Source organism: Psychrobacter aquaticus CMS 56, assembly GCF_000471625.1.
Lineage (GTDB): Bacteria > Pseudomonadota > Gammaproteobacteria > Pseudomonadales > Moraxellaceae > Psychrobacter > Psychrobacter aquaticus.
Map to the genome: position 1 here is coordinate 168,933 of NZ_AUSW01000025.1, position 19,221 is coordinate 188,153.

The window sequence follows — 19,221 nt, forward strand, 5'->3', positions numbered from 1 at the left end:
TATTATTTGCTATATGTTCAATTCAGTTGTTGGCTACAAATGATTGGGGTAAGGCCAGTATTTGTGTTGCGTTCATACCGGCACTTTATTATCGATAGCATATCACCAAAAGACAGCGATATGCAGTTACCGCTTATTCATTGAACCAAGATTCCCGAGCTTTCATGATGAGTTTTCCTGCGGTTTCAGAGTCTAAACCTTCGATATCTTCGAGATCGAAGACGGCTTGTTCTGCCAAATCGTCAACGGTAATGATGTCTTTTTGTGCCATTTTATAGGCCCAGCTAACTGTCATACCTTCAAGCTCTTGTAGCTCTTGACTTGGCTCTTTCATGTTTTGTTGTTTGACCAGCTCATCAGCGATGACCACTTCTTTAGCACGCTCTTGAATCATCTCAATCGCTTCGTCGTCGAGCCCTTCAATATCATAGAAGGTTTCAACTGGCACGTAAGCCACTTCTTCAATACTGGTAAAACCAATATCGACAAGGGCCTGAGCTAGGTCTTTATCCACTTCTAGGCGTTCATAAAATAACTCAATGAATGCTTTGGATTCGTTTTGCTGACGTTGCTGATACTCTTCTTCTAGCATCATATTCAGCTTATAGCCTGTCAGCTCAGAAGCCAGACGGACGTTTTGACCTTGTGAGCCAATGGCACGTGCCAACTGATCGTTGGTGCTAAAAATAATATCAGCGGTTTGCATATCTTCATCTAGGATAATACTGCTAACATCAGCTGGCTCTAGCGCACTGATGATAAATTGAGCAGGATCATCTGACCAAACCACCACATCAATACGCTCACCATCCAGCTCTTGTTGTACTGCTTGAATACGCGTACCACGCATACCAATACAAGCACCTACCGGATCAATACGATGATCGTTTGTCTTCACTGCTATTTTAGCACGCGTGCCCGGCAAGCGAGCGACATTACGAATTTCAATGATTTGTTCTGCAATCTCAGGCACTTCTTTTTGCATCAAGGCTGAGAGCATTTCAGGATGGGTGCGAGAGAGTAATAACTGTGCGCCGCGGTTTTCACGATTCACATGATATAAAATAGCATTGATACGTGATTTTGCCCGTAGTTGCTCACGTGGCAGCATTTGATCACGTGATAAATAACCTTCTGCGTTATCACCTAAATCGATAATGTAACCATCACGGGTCTGTTTTTTGACCTCGCCGTACATCATCTCACCAATACGTGGCTCAAAGGCATCGGCGACTAGCGCACGTTCAGCTTCACGGATTTTTTGGATAATAACTTGTTTGGCTTGTGTGGCAGCAATACGACCGAATTCAATCGACTCAATCTGCTCTTCTTTAATATCGCCAATTGACCATTCTTCTTGGTCAAGGTCTGTGATAGCAAGCTGACAAGCGGGCATTTCATGGTCTTCGTCTGCAACCACTGTCCAGTAACGATAAGTATCGTAGTCACCCGTTGTACGATCAATAGCAACTCGTACGGCCACTTCTGGCTGTTCGGTGTATACTTTTTTCTTAGTCGATACCACCAAAGCGTCTTCAATGGCTTCAAAGATATCTTCAGGATTTAAGCCCTTTTCATTACTGACAGTTTCTACTACCGTTAAGATTTCACGACTCATGCTATACCTGTCCTATCATTTTTTAATTGACTTAAATTTTATAGTTTGTGTATGGGTATTATATTTTACTATAAGCCATATAAGCTATTTTAAGATCAAACCTCTTATTTATAAGCGGTTCCCTAATTTTATAAAATTAAGCATCTTCATAGACTAAATTGGCTTTATCAATATTACTTAGTGCAATCTCAAACTGCTCACCATCAATTGATGTCAGATGTAAAGAGTGTGCATCGATACTGTCTAGAGTGCCTGTTGCTTTGCGGCGTTTTTGATCGCCCTCACCAATGGCTTGAATCAAACGTAAGCTGACTTTTTGACCAACATATCCATGCATTTGCTCATCTGAGAAAAATGCACGATCAAAACCTGGTGAAGACACTTCTAAAATATACTCACCAGCGATGGGATCATGAACTTCTAGAATACCGCTGACTTGGTGATTCACCGCTGCACAGTTTTCAATCGTCACTTGTTTATCTTGAGCTTGCTCTTCTGGCAATGCCTCGATATAGATACGTAGTAAAGAGCGACGGCCTTGCGGCGCAAATTCTATACCCCATAACGCTACATCGCAAGCAGCTACGGCAGGGGCAATGATATTAGTCAGTTCTGCAACTTTGGTCGAAAGCTTCATAATCTATTTATATTTTCCTATTCACTTGTCTATCGTACTTGGTAGACCATATCAACGTTTTTGATTGTCTTTTAATTATAAACTGTCTCTTATTGATATTGCCTCTTGCTTAGAGATAGTCACTATCAATATCTTAAACCACAATCCTTATGTGTTGTGCATTTATATAGGGATGAGCGCAAAAAACATCAAGCTCAGCCAGACAATGCCTTTATTATTCATAAAGCCGTACTATCGATAAAAGAGTTAGGAATAAAAGATAGTGTTGCTTCAGAAAATCAAGCCAGTCACGGCAAGTGACAAAGAGTATTGTACTCTATAGACTTAGAGCTTAGCACAAGTAGGATAGATACCGCGATAACACAGACCATCAGATACAAAAAAAACCCACAAGCATAATGGTGGGCTAATCGTTACTGACAAATTTAGTATACAAAACATCAGTATAAAAAGTGGTAGCGGGGGCTGGATTTGAACCAACGACCTTCGGGTTATGAGCCCGACGAGCTACCAGACTGCTCCACCCCGCATCAATCTAGAACGCACATTATAGGTAGGTTTACTAGAAGTGTCAACGTTTATTTTAAATAAAATTTAAATGAACTCATTAACAACTATAAAACAGAACCTTACGCTGTGCCGCGTAATAAAAACTTGGTGCGATTGGGGGGACTTGAACCCCCACAGCTTGCGCCACCACCCCCTCAAGATGGCGTGTCTACCATTCCACCACAATCGCATTTTACTACTCTGTTCTCAATATCCAATCTATCCGTAATGATGCTTAAGGTAGGCATCGATAGAAGCAGACTTGTAAAAACAGAAACGCATTGTAAATCTAACGTACCAAAATAGCAAGCGCTGCATGACCAAAAGACACTTACTCAGGGTTTTGAGTCAATGGTCTCGGCGTTTGTGGGGCTGACACTGGTGCATCTAAACGAAACTGATCCTCGGCCTGCTTACGTGCATGTACCGCCAAGGTCATACTCGTAATAAAAAATATGACCGTCAACACGGCCGTCGCACGCGTTAAAAAGTTGGCAGTACCTGCCGCACCAAATACCGTACCTGACGAGCCAGCACCAAAAGAGGCTCCGGCGTCTGCCCCTTTACCATGCTGTATCAAAATCAAGCCGATCATGGCAATCGCCACGATAATGTGCAGGGCTAATATAAACGTAAACATGGTGGCCTCTTTTGCCGCGTAATGACGACGATAACGGAAAATAAATCTTAATAATGGTTGATAAGCACGTGCAATCACGTCAAATTGATTGTACTAAATAAGGCGCATTGTACACGATTGCAAGGGCACTGTTAAACCTACTTTTGCCAACTGATAAAGACAATTCATAGGCAAAGCAAGTATTTAATATAGTTGATACCAAATAAAATGGATACACGATACGATAACGCGAGACTTGGATAAATTTTTCTTGCTTGCTGTGCCGTTGCTGCCAGAGGCTACAAAAAATTTATCCAAGTCTCGCTGACTCTTTTTTATATCTACATGACTATGGTTGAGCTTTATTTATACCAACTAAGCATTTGCACGATTAAAGGCATTGGCAATCGCTAGAAAGCTGTCTGCTTTTAATGAAGCGCCGCCAACCAAGGCACCATCAATCATAGGATCTGCCGCAAAGCTGTCCGCATTATCGGCATTGACACTCCCACCATACAAGACCGTCATTGCATCTAATGTTTCAGCAAAGCCTGCCACTGTTTGCTTAATATGCTGGTGCGTGTTGCTGACTTCTGTCACAGTTGGTACTTTGCCCGTGCCAATCGCCCATACCGGCTCATAAGCGATGATTAAGTGCTCAGATAACAATGAAATAAATGCTGGCTGCTCGGCAAGCAAGTCTTTAATCACTGATAATTGCGTATCGATGACTTCCAGCGTTTGCTTGTTATCATATTCTGTTTGAGTTTCCCCAATACACAGTACCACGCCCAAGTTTTGACTAAATGCATGGGTCAGCTTTTTTACTAGACTGTCATGAGATTCTTTATAATATTGACGGCGTTCAGAGTGGCCGAGTATCGTCCAAGTTGCCCCAGCATCTACGACTTGTTGCGCTGAGCAATCCCCTGTATACGCGCCCGTACTTGCACTATGGCCGCCAATGTCTTGTGCAGCGCACAGCACTGGACTGTCCTTTAAACGCGCACTAACAGCAGCCAAATGAATACAGCTTGGTGCTACCATCAACGTGCAGCGATTATTTGAAAGCGATGTATCCGTTTGCGTTTCAGCATGAATCGCCGTCAATAAGTCATCCACCAGTACATTGACGTCGTGGCTCGTTGCTGGATTCTGCTTCCAATTGCCAATTACCCAAGCTTGCATTCTCATCTACCTTGTCTCGTGTATTCATGCCAATTCGGCCAATATGCGCGCCAGTATAACAAATAATTCACAAGTGCTATAGTATGCCGCTATCAGAAACGAAACAGACTCTCAAAGCTGGCATTTTCTTGATATTGCCCTAAGCAGTAATTGTTTGTGGATGAATGGTTTGTATAAAGCCTTTAAAATCAAGTAAATTTCTATAGTATTGACTCAATAAGGAATAGAATACTATCCACAATTTAATAAAATGAGCCAGTGATGGCATACGCTATTTAAAAATGATAAATAGTAGGTGCCTGTCAGGTAAGTATGCAGCGTATTTGGTCTTAAGGAGAAGTCGTAATGTCTGTCACAGCGAATAAGTATGGTGGTTTAGCGCAGCAGTTAATCAGTGAAGGTATTATTAACGAAGCGAATATGAAAACGGCACAAACGCAAGCCCAGCAGCAGCAAATAGGGTTGGTGCAATACTTAGTAGACAACAAACTGGCCGATGCTTATCATCTTGCTCAGATGCTGTCAAAAGCCTTTGGCGATCCTTTATTTGACCTTGATACGTTAAACGTTGAGGTCATTCCAAAAGACCTAGTAGACGAAAAAATCGTTCGCAAATTTAATGCCTTGCCATTATTTAAACGTGGACAGCGTTTGTTTGTCGCGTTAAGTGATCCTACGCGCATAGATGCCATTGATGCCATTGCTTTTAATGCTCGCCTATCTATTGAAACCATTGTCGTCGAAGAAGACAAGTTAAAAAGGCGTATTGAAAGTGTTTACGCTGATACCATACAAAGTTTTGACAGCTTCTCGGACAGTGACTTAAACGTTGGCTTCGATGAGGGTGAAGAAGAGGAAGGTGAAACCAAATTAACGGATAGCGTCGATGAAGCACCCGTTGTAAAATTTGTGAATAAAATGCTGGTTGATGCCATTCGTATGGGTGCGTCCGACTTACATTTTGAGCCGTATGAAAAAACCTATCGCGTGCGCTTTCGTGTCGATGGCGTAATGCAAAAAATGTCCAACCCCCCCGTTCAACTCGCCGGCAAAATTGCTGCTCGTCTAAAAGTCATGTCACAAATGGACATCTCAGAGCGCCGTGTACCGCAAGATGGACGTATCAAACTTAAGCTGTCTAAAAATAAGGCCATTGATTTTCGGGTAAACTCTTTACCCACCCTGTTTGGTGAAAAAATTGTTTTGCGTATTTTGGATCCGTCATCAGCGATGCTCGGTATCGAAGCATTGGGTTATGAGCCTGACCAAAAAGACATGTTTTTGGAGGCCTTACATAAACCGCAGGGCATGCTACTCATTACGGGGCCGACAGGTTCTGGTAAAACGGTCTCACTTTATACGGGCATTAATATTTTAAATACTGGGGCGACCAATATTTCAACCGCTGAGGACCCCGTCGAAATCAACTTAGAAGGCATCAATCAAGTCAACGTGAACCCCAAGGTCGGTTTGACCTTTGCCAATGCGTTGAAGTCTTTTCTCCGTCAAGATCCTGATATTGTGATGGTTGGTGAGATTCGTGACCTTGAAACGGCTGAAATCGCTATTAAAGCAGCACAAACAGGCCACATGGTACTTTCAACCTTGCATACTAACTCAGCACCCGAGACCTTAACGCGTCTGCGTAACATGGGCGTGGCTTCCTTTAACATTGCAACGTCAGTGAACTTGGTCATCGCCCAGCGATTAGCACGTCGCTTGTGTAAAAACTGTAAAAAACCCATCAATATTCCGCGTCAAAGCCTGCTTGAGCTGGGGTTTACCAATGCGGATTTAGACAATCCAGACAGTACCATTTACGAGCCTGTAGGCTGTAATGACTGCCGTGAAGGCTATAAAGGCCGTGTGGGTATTTATGAAGTGATGAAAGTCAGCCCTGATATCTCAAGAATTATCATGGAAGACGGTAACGCCATCGATATCAAAGATGCTGCGCTCAAAAATGGCTTTCGGGACCTGCGTCGCTCTGGTATTTTAAAAGTATTACAAGGCGTAACCAGCATTCAAGAAATGATGCGCGTGACCTCTGAATAACACCCTCTAACGTATAAATCACCGCATTATTTATAATGCTTTGAGCATTACGGTCGAGTATTTTGCTAGCAAACAATAATCACTACCTGAAGAACTTAAAATAAAACAGATGGACACTGGTTTTTTGCGCTAAAATGAAGTAAATGAACTTAGTGTGATTGGCTAAGCACCATTTATATTTTGCAATATCCAATGAGACAATTTTTGAGGGTAGTAACATGGCAAAAGCTAAGACCGATATGCTGTTAGACTTTGTCTATGATGGGGTGAACCGGCGTGGGCAAAAAATAAAAGGCGAAACCACCAGCCGCAGTTTAGAGCTGGCCAAAGCGACCTTACGTAAACAAGGTATTACGGTCAAAGGCATTAAGAAAAAGCCAAAACCCCTCTACACCTTCAAAAAATCCATTAAACCTATTGATATAGCTATTTTTGCTCGTCAATTGGCAACGATGATGAAAGCAGGCGTACCATTGACGCAGTCTTTTGAAATTGTCGCTGACTCACTTGACAACCCCAGTATGAAAGATTTGGTGTTACAGATAAAAGCTGATATTGAAGCTGGGGGTACATTTGCTTCAGCGCTGCGTAAACATCCACGTTATTTTGACGATCTTTTTTGCTCGCTTGTTGAGTCTGGTGAGCAATCTGGGGCGCTAGAAACCATGCTCGAACGGGTTGCGACTTATAAAGAAAAGAGCGAATTGCTCAAAGCCAAAATCAAAAAAGCCATGAAATACCCCATTGCGGTTATCGTTGTGGCCATCATCGTGACTATCATCTTACTTGTTAAAGTAGTTCCTGTTTTTTCGGGCCTATTTGAGTCTTTTGGTGCTGAGCTCCCTGCTTTCACCCAAATGGTAGTTGCTATGTCTGAGTGGATGCAAGCTTGGTGGTTTGTTTTAATCATCATTATTGGTGGTAGTATCATCGGTTTTTCAGAAGCCAAAAAACGCTCTAAGAAATTTCGCGATTTTCTAGATCGGGCAGCATTAAAAGCGCCCATATTCGGTAACATTGCTTATCAAGCCGTAATTGCTCGTTTTGCACGCACATTATCGACTACTTTTGCTGCGGGTGTACCACTCATTGATGCCTTAGATTCTACGGCGGGTGCAGCAAACAATGTCGTGTTTTATAATGCTATTCAGCAAATCAAAAACGATGTCTCTACTGGGCAACAATTGCAATTTTCGATACGCTCAACCAATCTCTTTCCAAGTTTGGCCATTCAAATGGTCGGTATTGGTGAAGAATCTGGTAGCTTGGAAGAGATGCTAGACAAAGTAGCAGTCTATTACGAGAACGAAGTCGACAATGCAGTGGATGGCTTAACCAGCCTAATGGAACCCCTCATTATGGCAGTATTAGGAGTGTTAATCGGTGGCTTAGTGATTGCAATGTACTTGCCAATCTTCCAGATGGGCGCGGTAGTAGGATAATGATTTGATGCAATTTATACAATTATTACAAGACAATACGGTACTAGCATTAATCATATTTGGTCTATTGGGTCTTTGCATTGGCAGCTTTTTGAATGTCGTTATCCACCGTATCCCGCTGATGATGATCTACAGCTGGCGACAAGAGTGCAGCCAGTTTATGGCGGATCAGGCAGACATGCCGTACGAACATACGCAGCCTCTGGCAAACATCGTCGCAAACGATCAACCCATCACGCTGAGTCGACCCGCCTCACGCTGCCCGCACTGTGCCCATAATATTAAATGGTATGAAAATATTCCTTTGATGAGCTGGTTGGTACTGCGTGGGCGTTGCTCAGATTGCAAGGTCGCTATCGGCATCCGCTATCCTGTGGTTGAGCTCGTCACTGCTCTGCTCTCCGTATTGGTCATTTATCAGTTCGGCGTCAGTGCAACTGGTGTATCAGCATTAATTTTAGTATGGACACTCATTGCCTTGACCGGTATTGATTTTGATACGCAGCTACTACCCGATCGCCTAACCTTTCCATTAGCAGGCTTAGGACTGGCGGTAAATTCACAAAGTTGGTTTGTTTCCCCTACTCAATCTATTTGGGGTCTATTACTTGGATTTTTGTCGTTGTGGATAGTGGTGAAAATCTTTTATTTAATCACTAAAAAACACGGTATGGGACAAGGAGATTTCAAGCTATTGGCTGTAATGGGTGCTTGGCTTGGACCCTTGATGTTGCCATTGATTATTTTATTGTCTTCTTTACTGGGCTCAATCGTTGGCCTGATTCTGATAAAAAAACAAGGTGAAAGTCGACCGTTTGCTTTTGGCCCTTACATCGCTATCGCGGGCATCATTGCGTTATTGTATGGCTCAGATATCGTCAGCTGGTATCTTGGCATGTATACTTACTAAGGCATGTCATCAATGAATAGCGGTATTATAGCGATTTTTCAAGAATTGCAACTGTATTCATAACCATAGCCGACCCATTTTTTAGTTTGTAACCGCCCTCACTATTATATAGTCGGTAAAAAGTAATTTCGATACAACACGTACTGCTGGTGCAAATTTTTCTTGCTCGCTGTGCCGTTGCTGCCAGAGGCTACGGAAAACTTACACTAGCAGGACTGTAGCGACTTTAAAGTATTTCAACTATATCAATCAAATAAGTCATTCATATGCCAAAACACACCGCCTCAAACGCCCCTTATTCACATCAATTACAAAGTCCACAAACAAAAAGCAAGACATTGGTCGTCGGTTTAACCGGTGGTATCGGCAGTGGCAAGTCCGCTGCCAGTGCTTGGTTCGCTGAGCAAGGCATCGATATTATTGATGCAGATGTGATTGCGCATGAAATCGTCGTTAAAGGCAGCTCAACCCTACGAAAAATTCAGAAAAAATTTGGGGATTGGGTTTTGAATGATGATGGATCGATGAATCGAGCAGCGGTAAGAACCTACGTATTCACGCATCCTGAAGCGCTGATTGAGCTTGAAGCCATTACTCACCCTGCGATACGCGAAACTGCAAAAGCACAATTGGCAACCAGCACCTCCCCTTATGCAGTTTTGTCAGCGCCACTGCTCATTGAAGGCGCAGAAGCAGGACTTGCCAATTTATGTCAGCGCATCTTGGTGATGGATGCCACTGAAGAAACTCAGCTTGCACGTGCCAGCCGACGCGATGAGCAAAGCGTACACAAGATTAAAGCGATTATGACCAACCAGCTTAGCCGAGAAGAACGCAATCGCTATGCAGATCATGTCATCCTCAATGAAAGTGACTTAGCTTCTCTTTACGTTAAGCTTGAGCCCTTACATCAAGAATATCTTACGCTTGCCCAGCAGCTAAAGTACGCTGCCGATTGACCTCATATAGTGCCATACCAGTGGCCACACTCACATTCAAGCTTTGTAGATTGCCATGCTCATTGCCTGACATTGGGATATAAACCAGCTCATCACAGCTTTCAGTAGTTAGGCGGCGCATGCCCTCTCCTTCTGAACCCATAATAATGGCTGTCTTGCCAGTCAAATCAGCAGCGTGTATTGGCTTGGCATCGGCATTAAGCGCGGTACCAAAGACAAATACGCCTGCCTGTTTGATTTGTGATAGCGTACGTGCCAAATTGGTGACGCTAATAATCGGCATCATCTCTGCGGCGCCAACCGATACCTTGGCAACGGTTGGCGTTAAGCTGGCCGCATGGTGTTTTGGACAAACCACTGCATCGACACCCATTGCCACGGCGGTACGCAAGCAAGCACCAAAATTGTGAGCATCGGTGATTTGATCGAGCACCAACAACAAACACTGTTCACGGCCAGCAATCGTATCAAGCAAGCCTGCATCGGCGAAGCCTAGCGGACGAGCATTCAGGACAACGCCTTGATGTTGCGGGCTACCACACAATTGCGTAAGTTTGTCTTTTTGGGTCGGTTGAATACTGATCCCATTAGCTTCAGCTTGCGCCATAATAGCTTGTACATGGCTGTCACTCTCGCGTCCTTGCTGGACAAATAAGCTAAGCCCATCAAGAGGGCGATGTTCTAGTAACGCATCAATTGCGTGAATACCATAAAAATAAATGGGTTTTGCCATAAAGAAGCCTACTGAGTATAAAGTGAATATCGCGCAAGGCGATAGCATAAAAAAGACATGGCGGTGATTGTAACAACCAAATGCAGACAGGTTAACAATAACGTCAGCCAAAAAAGAAATAAACAATACCAATCTGATATTGTTTATATTTTGAGCTATTTATGATCGATGTTTGATAAATCACGCAGTGACGACTCTTACATCACCTTGCTGTCAGTAACCTAGCCTTCTAAGTGGCAGACGTACTGAACAATCTCTTCGGTGCGTAGATTAAAACCACTATTGCCTTCAACCACAAATGATTGACCAGCACGGTAGTAAGCAAATTCCTCATCACCGTTTATTTTTACCTCACATTCACCGCTGATAATTTCGATACGCTCGGAGGTGTTGGTGCTAAAGTGATAGTGATCAACTAAATTGTCACAAGGCAAAATCACGCCCAAGGTTTTGTGGCGACCGTCCTCAAACATGATGGTATGGCTCGAACAACGACCATCATAAGATATCGTCGCTTGGGCATTGACGGTTACATTAGTAAATTGCGCCGCTGTCATAGTGGCTTCCTTATCAAATAATTATGGCAAAACTAAAAAATAAGTAACAGATTGAAGTATCGTTAGCATCAAAATACGTTTAGCATAAGTGCTTTTAGAAAATCGCGCTATCCTAAATACTATGTATTTTATGGCTGTATTCTTTTATATTTATATTAGATACCTGCGCTCTAACTATAGAGACAAGTTCTATGAAAAGGTTTTGACTTGATGACTGGGTTGCACACCCTTTTTACTATATTACTCTAATTTTACGAGATGATGACTCATAGTCATCATGCAAAGTCGTTGTCATAAGAGTTTATCATTATGTGAGATTATGCTACCACATTATATCTATAAAGTTTGTTAAAGCGACTAGGAAATTCTGTTTAATGCGACACCTTCCAAACCAATTTATTGTATTTACTGCCTTTATTATTTGTATTTAGGTGCATTTCACACCATAATATTTGCCAAGCGTGGTTGTCTATTTCACTCTATTCACTGAGTTATCTCATTCTTTTATTTATCCTATTTTAGATATGGCTTCCCAGTATTATAGGCGAGGTTCATTGTCTGTCATGAGAGGCATTGATGCTAGTATCACTAACTTTACATCAGTTTGCATTAATCGCGCAGCATGAGCTGAACGTAGCTGGGGGCTTTAATGTCATCACTGGCGAGACAGGCGCTGGCAAGTCGCTATTGCTTGATGCCCTATCGTTATGTGCAGGCGAGCGTGCAGACAGTGCGATGGTTAGACATGGCGCGGCACATGCAGATATCTACGCGCAGTTTGATGTAGAAAACAACCACATCATCGCAGAGTGGTTTGCAAAGAATGATCGAGCGCTAGAAGAGCCAGAAGTATTGATTCGTCGTCAATTAAGCAATACAGGGCGCTCAAAGGCTTGGCTAAATGGCTCGCCAGTCAGTTTGGCTGAACTAAAAAGCTTGGGATCATTACTGGTCAATATTCATAGCCAACATGCACAGCAAGCCTTGTTAAAACCGCAATTTGTGGTGCAGTGGCTTGATGAGATGGCACAGATAACGCCTCTTGCGGCGCAAACAGCTAGCAGCTATCAGCAATATCAACAGCTCAAACGCCAAGCGGATGATATTGCCAGCCGTGAAGCGCAGCGCCAAGACCGTATCCAACTTTTGCAAAGCCAACTGGCAGATATTGCGCCTTTATTGGCGGTGGACTATACGGAGGTCGAAGCAGAGCACGAAGAGCTGTCTAATATTGAGGCATTAATGCTCGAGGCCAGTCATGGTTTGCATTTGCTTGACAATGATACGGATGAGCCAGATGTCATGACGCTGCTAGGACAGGCTATCAAGCTTTGCGACCATCAAATAGGTGTCAGTCAAACCTTTGAGCAAGCCTCCGAACAGCTGTATCTGGCGCAGCAGCAAATCACTGAAGTAACCGCTTTACTGTCAGATTATGCCGAACAACAATTGCCTGACCCTGAACGTTTGCAAGCATTAGACAATCTAATCAGCTTAGGACATCGTTTGTCACGTAAGCATAGCTTGCCAGCAGCTGACTTGATTAATGAAGCAAAAGGCTGGGAAACTCAATTAGCGCAGCTAGAAAACGAGCCAAGCAGTGATGCGATGGCGGCACAAATTGAGCAAGCTTGGCAAGACTATCTGGCACTAGCGACGCAGTTAAATGAAGAGCGCGCAAAAGCTGCTCCGATGGTCAGCAAGCAGCTGGTTGAGCAATTACAACCGCTGGCCCTACCCAATGCACGCTGTGAGTTTGTCTTTACCAAAAAAACAGATCCTAACCAATATAGTGCGCAAGGCTGCTTTGATATTGATTTATTATTCAGTGCCAATGTGGGCATGCCGATGCAACCACTACATAAGATCGCCTCAGGTGGTGAATTGTCACGCATGGCACTGGTCATGCAAGTCCTACAGGCGACCAATGCCGACACCAATGCTGCCAAGCCTATGCTGGTGTTCGATGAGGTGGATGTTGGTATCAGTGGCGGTACGGCACAAGTGGTCGGTGAGCTGCTACGTGCGCTTGGGCAAACGCAGCAATTGCTCGCTATTACTCACCAAGCACAAGTCGCGGCACAAGCGCATCAGCATATTTTGGTACAAAAACATCACCAAGAGCAGACGGAAAGCGAGCTGTTGATCCTGACAGATGATGCGCAAGTCGATGAGCTGGCACGCATGTCCGGCGGCGTGACCATCACCAATGTCACTCGTGACCATGCTCGTAGTTTATTAAGCGATGTCAAATAAGCCATAAGTAGAATAGATTGGCAATCAGTGGCAAATAGTTGCTTTGGTTGATTTTATACTCGTTATCGCCATATAGTAGTGTCTCACCTTTATCATTCGGTTGCGTTTGTTTCTATGTCTAAAGCCAATTTGACTCATCATTTCTTAATTGCGGCACCAGAACTGTCAGACCCAAGGTTTGAGCAGGCTTTGATTTATATTTGTCGCCATGATAAATACGGTGCGCTAGGCCTTATAGTCAATCGTCCATTAGAGCAATCTCGTGTGGGTAAACTCTTAGAAGATTTGAATATTGAGGTGACTGACTCGCAAGTGATGGAGGATCTGGCGTTAGAAGGCGGCCCCATGTATCCTGAGGTCGGTTTTGTGCTGCATACGGGACAACCTGAATGGGCGTCTTCTTTTGCTATTTCAGAAAACGTCTGTATCACCACCAGCCAAGATATTCTTAAACTTATTGCCGCTGGTCAAGGCGTTGGTCATTACCAGCTGTGCTTGGGTCATGCCAGTTGGGGTAAAAAACAATTGGAACAAGAGCTTGATAATGGTGACTGGTTAGTGTGCCCGGCCGATTTAAATTTATTGTTTGATACGCCATTTGAAGAACGTTGGCAGATGGCTGCTGACAAGATTGGTGTCAATTTTGACTATCTTAGCAGTGATATTGGTCATGCCTAATTTCATAGGCTCAATGAATACGGTTATAAAATAGGAAATACTTTTTACCATGATAGACAGTACGCTCGCGACAGCCACAACGACCGATATAGAGGATAGTATCGCTGAGCCACCCATCAAACCGCATCTTATCTTGGCACTAGATTACGGTGTCAAAAAAATGGGCATGGCACTTGGTAATACCATTACCGAAACGGCGCGTGCCTTTGATATTTTGGTGATGAACAATGGTCAACCTGATTGGGACAATCTACTCGGTATAATTAAGGTATGGGGCGTGGCACAAGTGATAGTGGGTCTGCCACTGAATATGAATGGCAGCAGCTCGATGCTCTCCAAGCGTGCGCACAAATTCGCCCGTCGCCTAGCGCATAGAGTCATGGAGCAGCATCTACCAGTGACTGTGTCACTGTGTGATGAGCGCCTAACCTCAGTCGCCGCTCGGGAAATAGCGTGGGAGAATGGTTGGATTAAGCATGAGCGCGACCCAATTGATGATATCTCTGCTTGTATTCTGATGTCGACTTATTTTGCTGATCCTCATAGTAGTATCGCTATTGACGCTATCAAAGTCGATTAAATAAGTGATAAATGTGGCTATCACGCCTTGTTAAGACGCTATAGTCGATACTAAATAAAATAGATACAAAGCATTTGCCCCAGTCCTGCTGTATCCCTTTTAAATTGACATGACTGTACTGAATAAAATGGAATACACGATATTATGACCACTGTCTCAGACCAAGCCTTGCACAACAATTCGCAACATGGTTTTGCACCGCTTGCTATTGCCCGTATCAAAGGCGCACAGCGTGCAAACCAAGTGGCCATTTATCTCATTTATGCCGCCATTCTTGCCTTTGTAGTCTTTGGCACTATTGCCAGCATTAAAGCGTTCCATGACAATCAGCTACTCTATCAATTGTTTTATAACTTACCATACGCCTTGGTCGCCCTCACGATACCTATTACTATTTATGATGCATTGGTGGTTTATCGTTATCGTTTGAATCAACCATCGATGATTGCCATGAGTATTGGCGTATCGACCATTATCTTGGTCGGTGAGTTACTACTTTCCAACACCGCATGGTTAGGATTGTCCTGCTGGCTGGGCGTGGCTTTTTTATTCAAAGTAACTTTTAAGCGCTTCTTTAACTTCTTAGAAATGCAGGAAGACGCTGAGACCGCCTGAGAAACATAAAGACGCGAATGAAAGTACATCATCGAATGCATCGCAAAAACTCTTTTAGCTCACCCTTCTAATTTACCTTTTTAATTCAAAATGACTATTATGACCACATCTACCATGCAAACGTCTATCAGCCATCATCTAGACACCCAAGGACTGATCTGTCCTGAGCCCGTCATGATGCTACACCGAGTCATTCGTCAAGCGGAAGGCGGTGAGGTGATTGAAATACTCGCCACTGATCCCGCCACTACCCGCGACATCCCTAATTTTTGTCGTCATTTGGGTCATGAGCTCTTGAATCAAGAAACATTGGCGCAAAACGTGAGCTTGACTATAGATCCTGATGAAATCACGGTTGCTAGTGATGATGATGCGCCTATAAATGCCACGCTTTATCGTTACTTGGTTAAAAAGAAAACCGCGTAAAGGAACATTGATACCAGTCGCGTGTCATAACGCCATGTATCTATTTTTTTCAGTATCGACTATATAGCAACCTTTGACCACTTATTGAGAACTGTCTTATGAGCCGTGATCGCGCCGTGCAGCAACGACAGCCTAAAGCATTGGCAGTCGATGATGAGCCGACTTATATGACAGAGTTTCGTCAAGCTATGTTGGCACGTGGTCTGGCAACGCGTACCCGTAATGCTTATGTCCGTGACCTGCGCTCTTGTGAGTTGACCAATCCTATTGCTCTGACACGGTGGCAGCCTGACGATGTGCTGCATTGCTTATCCCTCCTCACTCAAGATGGCAAAACCCCGCGCACTCAAGCGCGTATGCTCTCAAGTTTGCGTCAGTTTTATTTGTGGATGATCGCCAGCAATCTACGTGAAGACAATCCCTGCGAGCGGATTAAAAGTCCAAAACTTGGGCGACCATTACCAAAAGATTTGAGCGAAGGTGATGTCGATAACTTATTGGCTGCACCTGACACCAGCACCGCGCTAGGTCTGCGGGATAAAGCCATGCTAGAAGTGCTCTATGCCTGCGGTCTGCGTGTGAGCGAGTTGATTAATTTATCGCTTGAACAAGTGAATTTGAATTCTGGCTGGCTACAGATCACGGGCAAAGGCAATAAAACAAGACTGGTTCCCCTAGGCGAATACGCGGCTGATGCATTGGAAGATTATCTGTCTCATGGACGCGGTGATTTGATTGCACATTTAAAATCGGGCAATTGCCAAGCAGTGTTTTTGACGGCACAAGGCGGTTATATGACGCGGCAAAACTTTTGGTACTTGCTTAAGAAATACGCGCAAATCGCCAGTATCGACAAAGAACTGTCACCGCATACGCTACGTCATGCTTTTGCCACCCATTTGCTCAATCATGGTGCGGACTTACGTAGCGTGCAGTTATTGCTCGGTCATAGCGATTTGTCCACCACGCAAATTTATACGCATGTGGCGACGGCGAGATTGCAACAATTGCATGCCGCGCATCACCCACGTGGTTAACGTTAACACCAAATATTTATACATCATCTTCAGAGGACTATACCGTGTTGCAAGCTCAGCCGTCTCCCGTGCCCGCCTTAACCAAAGAGCAAAACTTTGCTCTCAAAAAACTGACCATTATGGGATATTTGGAAGGCACTTCTTTTTTGTTGCTGCTGGGTATCGCCATGCCACTCAAATATATGCTGGGCATTCCTGAAGCGGTGAGTTATGTCGGTATGGCACATGGGGCGCTATTCGTGGCTTATATCTTGGTGCTGATTATCACGGCGAGCAAAATAAAAATGCCGCTTTGGGCATTGCCTGCCGGTGTCCTTGGCTCGTTTTTGCCATTTGGACCGTTTATATTTGATCATTTATTAAAGAAGCGTTTGAGAGGATAAGATTAAAAGTTTTTTGGGAACGTGAATCTACCCGTATGTAGTGATGGCGAAATGGTAGACATTGCATGCGGAAGACAATAAGTACATAGTATTGATTTATAAGTTGACCAATGAATGGATCAACCACTCTTTACTCTTATTAATTGTGATAATTCCTAAGAAAATAGGTGTTGATCTTATCATTATCAAGCACTCTATCTTTGGTAAAATCTAAAGTGTCTGAAACGGCGATACCGTGCCAAAGCTCTTGTGGAAAGTCCTCAATAGACGCGTAGACTGTAGGCACAAGATGGCGGAAGTAATCGCCTATTTTGGTAGCGCCCTTATAGAGCCTTTCCTAAAAAGTGTGTAACTGCTTATAATCCAATAACAGGAGAATAAGCAATGACTACTCAATCTGACATTTTGGTCCTGGCCGAGCAAATGGCTGGTAGCATGAACAGCTTCGATGATATCAAAGACTTTCAGAAGCAGCTCATGCAATCCTTCATCGACACTGCCCTTGAAGCTGAGATGGAAGATCATCTAGGCTATCCTAAGCATGAGAAGGCAGACAAGCCTAATAAGCGTAACGGGCACACTAAAAAGACCGTCCGCAGTGACACAGGCGATCTTGAGATCTCCACCCCAAGAGACCGTGACGGCGCTTTTGAACCCACCTTAGTGCGTAAGCACCAAACCCGTGTCAGTGGCCTTGATGATAAAATAATCATGTTTTACGCCAAGGGTCAAACCACCAACGAGATTGTAGAGACCATCAAAGACATCTACGATGTTGATATATCCAGCTCTCTTGTCTCAAGAGTGACCGACAACATCATTGATGACATCACCGCTTGGCAGAACAGGCCGCTGAGCAGCATCTATCCTATCGTCTATTTGGACTGCATTATCGTTAAGGTACGTCAAGACAAGACAAGCAGATCATCAACAAGGCTATTTATCTAGCCTTAGGCGTGGGACTTGATGGTAAAAAAGAGCTACTTGGTATGTGGCTATCAGAGAATGAGGGCGCTAAGTTCTGGCTTGGTGTTCTCACTGAGCTACAAAACCGCGGGGTGCAAGATATCATTATTGCCTGTGTTGATGGTTTAAAGGGCTTTCCTGATGCTATCAATACCGTTTATCCAAAGGCACAGGTTCAGCTGTGTATCGTGCATATGGTGCGCTATTCGATGAAGTTCGTACCGTGGACGGATAAGAAGGCAGTAGCGGCTGATTTAAAGGCCATCTACGGTGCGGATACCCTCGAGATAGCAGAAGCCAATCTCGAGCATTTCGATGAGGTGTGGGGTAAGGATTACCCGCACGTGGTTAAGTCTTGGCGCAATAACTGGGAGGGTTTAACGGTGTTCTTTGGTTACCCTAAAGACATCAGAAAAGTCATATATACCACCAACGCTATTGAGTCGCTAAACAGTGTGATTCGTACGGCGGTGAATAAGCGTAAAGTGTTCCCGTCTGATCAGGCAGCATTCAAAGTAGTGTACTTAGCAACGCAGCAGGCATCCAAAAAATGGTCGATGCCAATCCGTAACTGGACGTCTGCTTTGAATCGCTTTATGATTATGTTTGATGATCGCATCAGTAAGCATTTAATCTAAATGGCAGTTACACAGAATGTGGGATGGTCTCCCCTTATAGCCTACTGGGTAATCATCACCTTCGTTATACCCGTCTACTGCAAAGTATAAAAAGTAACCTTTGTTTACTGAAAAATTCGCATCGCTATAATTTTTTATTCGTTTAAGTTCAGCAGTTAATTCTTTAGTAATCTTACGACGACTCATCATTTTATTTTCAAAAAAACAATACAACTCAATAATATATCTATACCATTTTCCAATTCTACCCACTGTTCTTATAGCAACTTTTTCACGGTACATATCCTTATGACTCCAATAAGAATATAGATCCACTATCAACTCTCCTGCTTTATCTTTAGGGTAGTCCGTGTACTTATTTGACTCCTCCCACAT

Annotated in this window: 17 protein-coding genes, 2 tRNA genes and 2 pseudogenes; 12 read left to right on the plus strand and 9 right to left on the minus strand. The window is 43.7% G+C overall.

Annotated elements, in window-relative coordinates; genetic code table 11:
* Window positions 1–133: 133 nt before the first annotated feature.
* The 6 genes from nusA to tpiA form a co-directional block, all read right to left on the minus strand.
* Entirely contained in the window at window positions 134–1,618 is a 1,485-nt protein-coding gene (gene nusA, locus M917_RS07150) for a transcription termination factor NusA (RefSeq protein ID WP_021814135.1), read from the minus strand.
* Window positions 1,619–1,754: 136 nt separating this feature from the next.
* Window positions 1,755–2,255, minus strand: a complete 501-nt coding sequence (gene rimP, locus M917_RS07155; protein WP_021814136.1) for a ribosome maturation factor RimP — start codon at window positions 2,253–2,255, stop codon at window positions 1,755–1,757.
* Between the two features lie 453 nt (window positions 2,256–2,708).
* Window positions 2,709–2,785, minus strand: a tRNA-Met gene (locus M917_RS07160).
* A gap of 125 nt (window positions 2,786–2,910) precedes the next feature.
* Window positions 2,911–2,994 (minus strand) — tRNA-Leu (locus tag M917_RS07165).
* A gap of 141 nt (window positions 2,995–3,135) precedes the next feature.
* Complete coding sequence (gene secG / locus M917_RS07170; protein WP_021814138.1) at window positions 3,136–3,444, minus strand: preprotein translocase subunit SecG; 309 nt, start codon at window positions 3,442–3,444, stop codon at window positions 3,136–3,138.
* A 354-nt stretch (window positions 3,445–3,798) separates the two neighbouring features.
* Entirely contained in the window at window positions 3,799–4,611 is an 813-nt protein-coding gene (gene tpiA / locus M917_RS07175; RefSeq protein ID WP_021814139.1) for a triose-phosphate isomerase, read from the minus strand.
* Window positions 4,612–4,956: 345 nt separating this feature from the next.
* Here tpiA and pilB point away from each other — a divergent pair, with 345 nt between their 5' ends.
* The 4 genes from pilB to coaE all read left to right on the plus strand — a co-directional run bounded on the left by pilB (window position 4,957) and on the right by coaE (window position 9,977).
* A complete protein-coding gene (pilB, locus tag M917_RS07180; protein WP_021814140.1) occupies window positions 4,957–6,666 on the plus strand; it encodes a type IV-A pilus assembly ATPase PilB in 1,710 nt (569 codons plus the stop codon).
* A 218-nt stretch (window positions 6,667–6,884) separates the two neighbouring features.
* On the plus strand, window positions 6,885–8,108 hold the full coding sequence (locus tag M917_RS07185; protein ID WP_021814141.1) for a type II secretion system F family protein: 1,224 nt from the start codon (window positions 6,885–6,887) through the stop codon (window positions 8,106–8,108).
* A gap of 7 nt (window positions 8,109–8,115) precedes the next feature.
* Entirely contained in the window at window positions 8,116–9,018 is a 903-nt protein-coding gene (locus M917_RS07190) for a prepilin peptidase (protein WP_021814142.1), read from the plus strand.
* Between the two features lie 266 nt (window positions 9,019–9,284).
* A complete protein-coding gene (gene coaE / locus M917_RS07195) occupies window positions 9,285–9,977 on the plus strand; it encodes a dephospho-CoA kinase (RefSeq protein WP_021814143.1) in 693 nt (230 codons plus the stop codon).
* Here coaE and rlmB read toward each other — a convergent pair.
* Complete coding sequence (gene rlmB / locus M917_RS07200) at window positions 9,940–10,710, minus strand: 23S rRNA (guanosine(2251)-2'-O)-methyltransferase RlmB (protein WP_021814144.1); 771 nt, start codon at window positions 10,708–10,710, stop codon at window positions 9,940–9,942. The genes coaE and rlmB overlap by 38 nt on opposite strands.
* 221 nt (window positions 10,711–10,931) lie before the next feature.
* On the minus strand, window positions 10,932–11,267 hold the full coding sequence (gene ppnP, locus M917_RS07205; protein WP_021814145.1) for a pyrimidine/purine nucleoside phosphorylase: 336 nt from the start codon (window positions 11,265–11,267) through the stop codon (window positions 10,932–10,934).
* Between the two features lie 576 nt (window positions 11,268–11,843).
* Between ppnP and recN the strand changes: the two genes are divergently transcribed.
* The 8 genes and pseudogenes from recN to M917_RS07245 all read left to right on the plus strand — a co-directional run bounded on the left by recN (window position 11,844) and on the right by M917_RS07245 (window position 18,846).
* Window positions 11,844–13,523 carry a DNA repair protein RecN gene (gene recN, locus M917_RS07210; protein ID WP_021814146.1) on the plus strand — a complete coding sequence of 560 codons (1,680 nt, stop codon included), beginning with the start codon at window positions 11,844–11,846 and terminating at the stop codon, window positions 13,521–13,523.
* A gap of 114 nt (window positions 13,524–13,637) precedes the next feature.
* Entirely contained in the window at window positions 13,638–14,201 is a 564-nt protein-coding gene (locus tag M917_RS07215) for a YqgE/AlgH family protein (RefSeq protein ID WP_021814147.1), read from the plus strand.
* A 49-nt stretch (window positions 14,202–14,250) separates the two neighbouring features.
* On the plus strand, window positions 14,251–14,781 hold the full coding sequence (ruvX, locus tag M917_RS07220; protein WP_021814148.1) for a Holliday junction resolvase RuvX: 531 nt from the start codon (window positions 14,251–14,253) through the stop codon (window positions 14,779–14,781).
* 144 nt (window positions 14,782–14,925) lie between these two features.
* A complete protein-coding gene (locus M917_RS07225; RefSeq protein ID WP_021814149.1) occupies window positions 14,926–15,396 on the plus strand; it encodes a hypothetical protein in 471 nt (156 codons plus the stop codon).
* Window positions 15,397–15,495: 99 nt separating this feature from the next.
* The gene (gene tusA / locus M917_RS07230) at window positions 15,496–15,822 is read left to right on the plus strand and encodes a sulfurtransferase TusA (protein WP_021814150.1); all 327 of its coding nucleotides are present in this window, start codon (window positions 15,496–15,498) and stop codon (window positions 15,820–15,822) included.
* Between the two features lie 98 nt (window positions 15,823–15,920).
* Entirely contained in the window at window positions 15,921–16,859 is a 939-nt protein-coding gene (xerD, locus tag M917_RS07235; protein ID WP_021814151.1) for a site-specific tyrosine recombinase XerD, read from the plus strand.
* Between the two features lie 44 nt (window positions 16,860–16,903).
* Entirely contained in the window at window positions 16,904–17,242 is a 339-nt protein-coding gene (locus M917_RS07240; RefSeq protein ID WP_021814152.1) for a DUF3817 domain-containing protein, read from the plus strand.
* Window positions 17,243–17,626: 384 nt separating this feature from the next.
* Window positions 17,627–18,846 (plus strand): annotated as a pseudogene (locus M917_RS07245) (IS256 family transposase).
* Here M917_RS07245 and M917_RS07250 read toward each other — a convergent pair.
* Window positions 18,838–19,221 (minus strand): annotated as a pseudogene (locus M917_RS07250) (hypothetical protein); the annotation flags it as partial. The pseudogenes M917_RS07245 and M917_RS07250 sit on opposite strands and share 9 nt — an antisense overlap.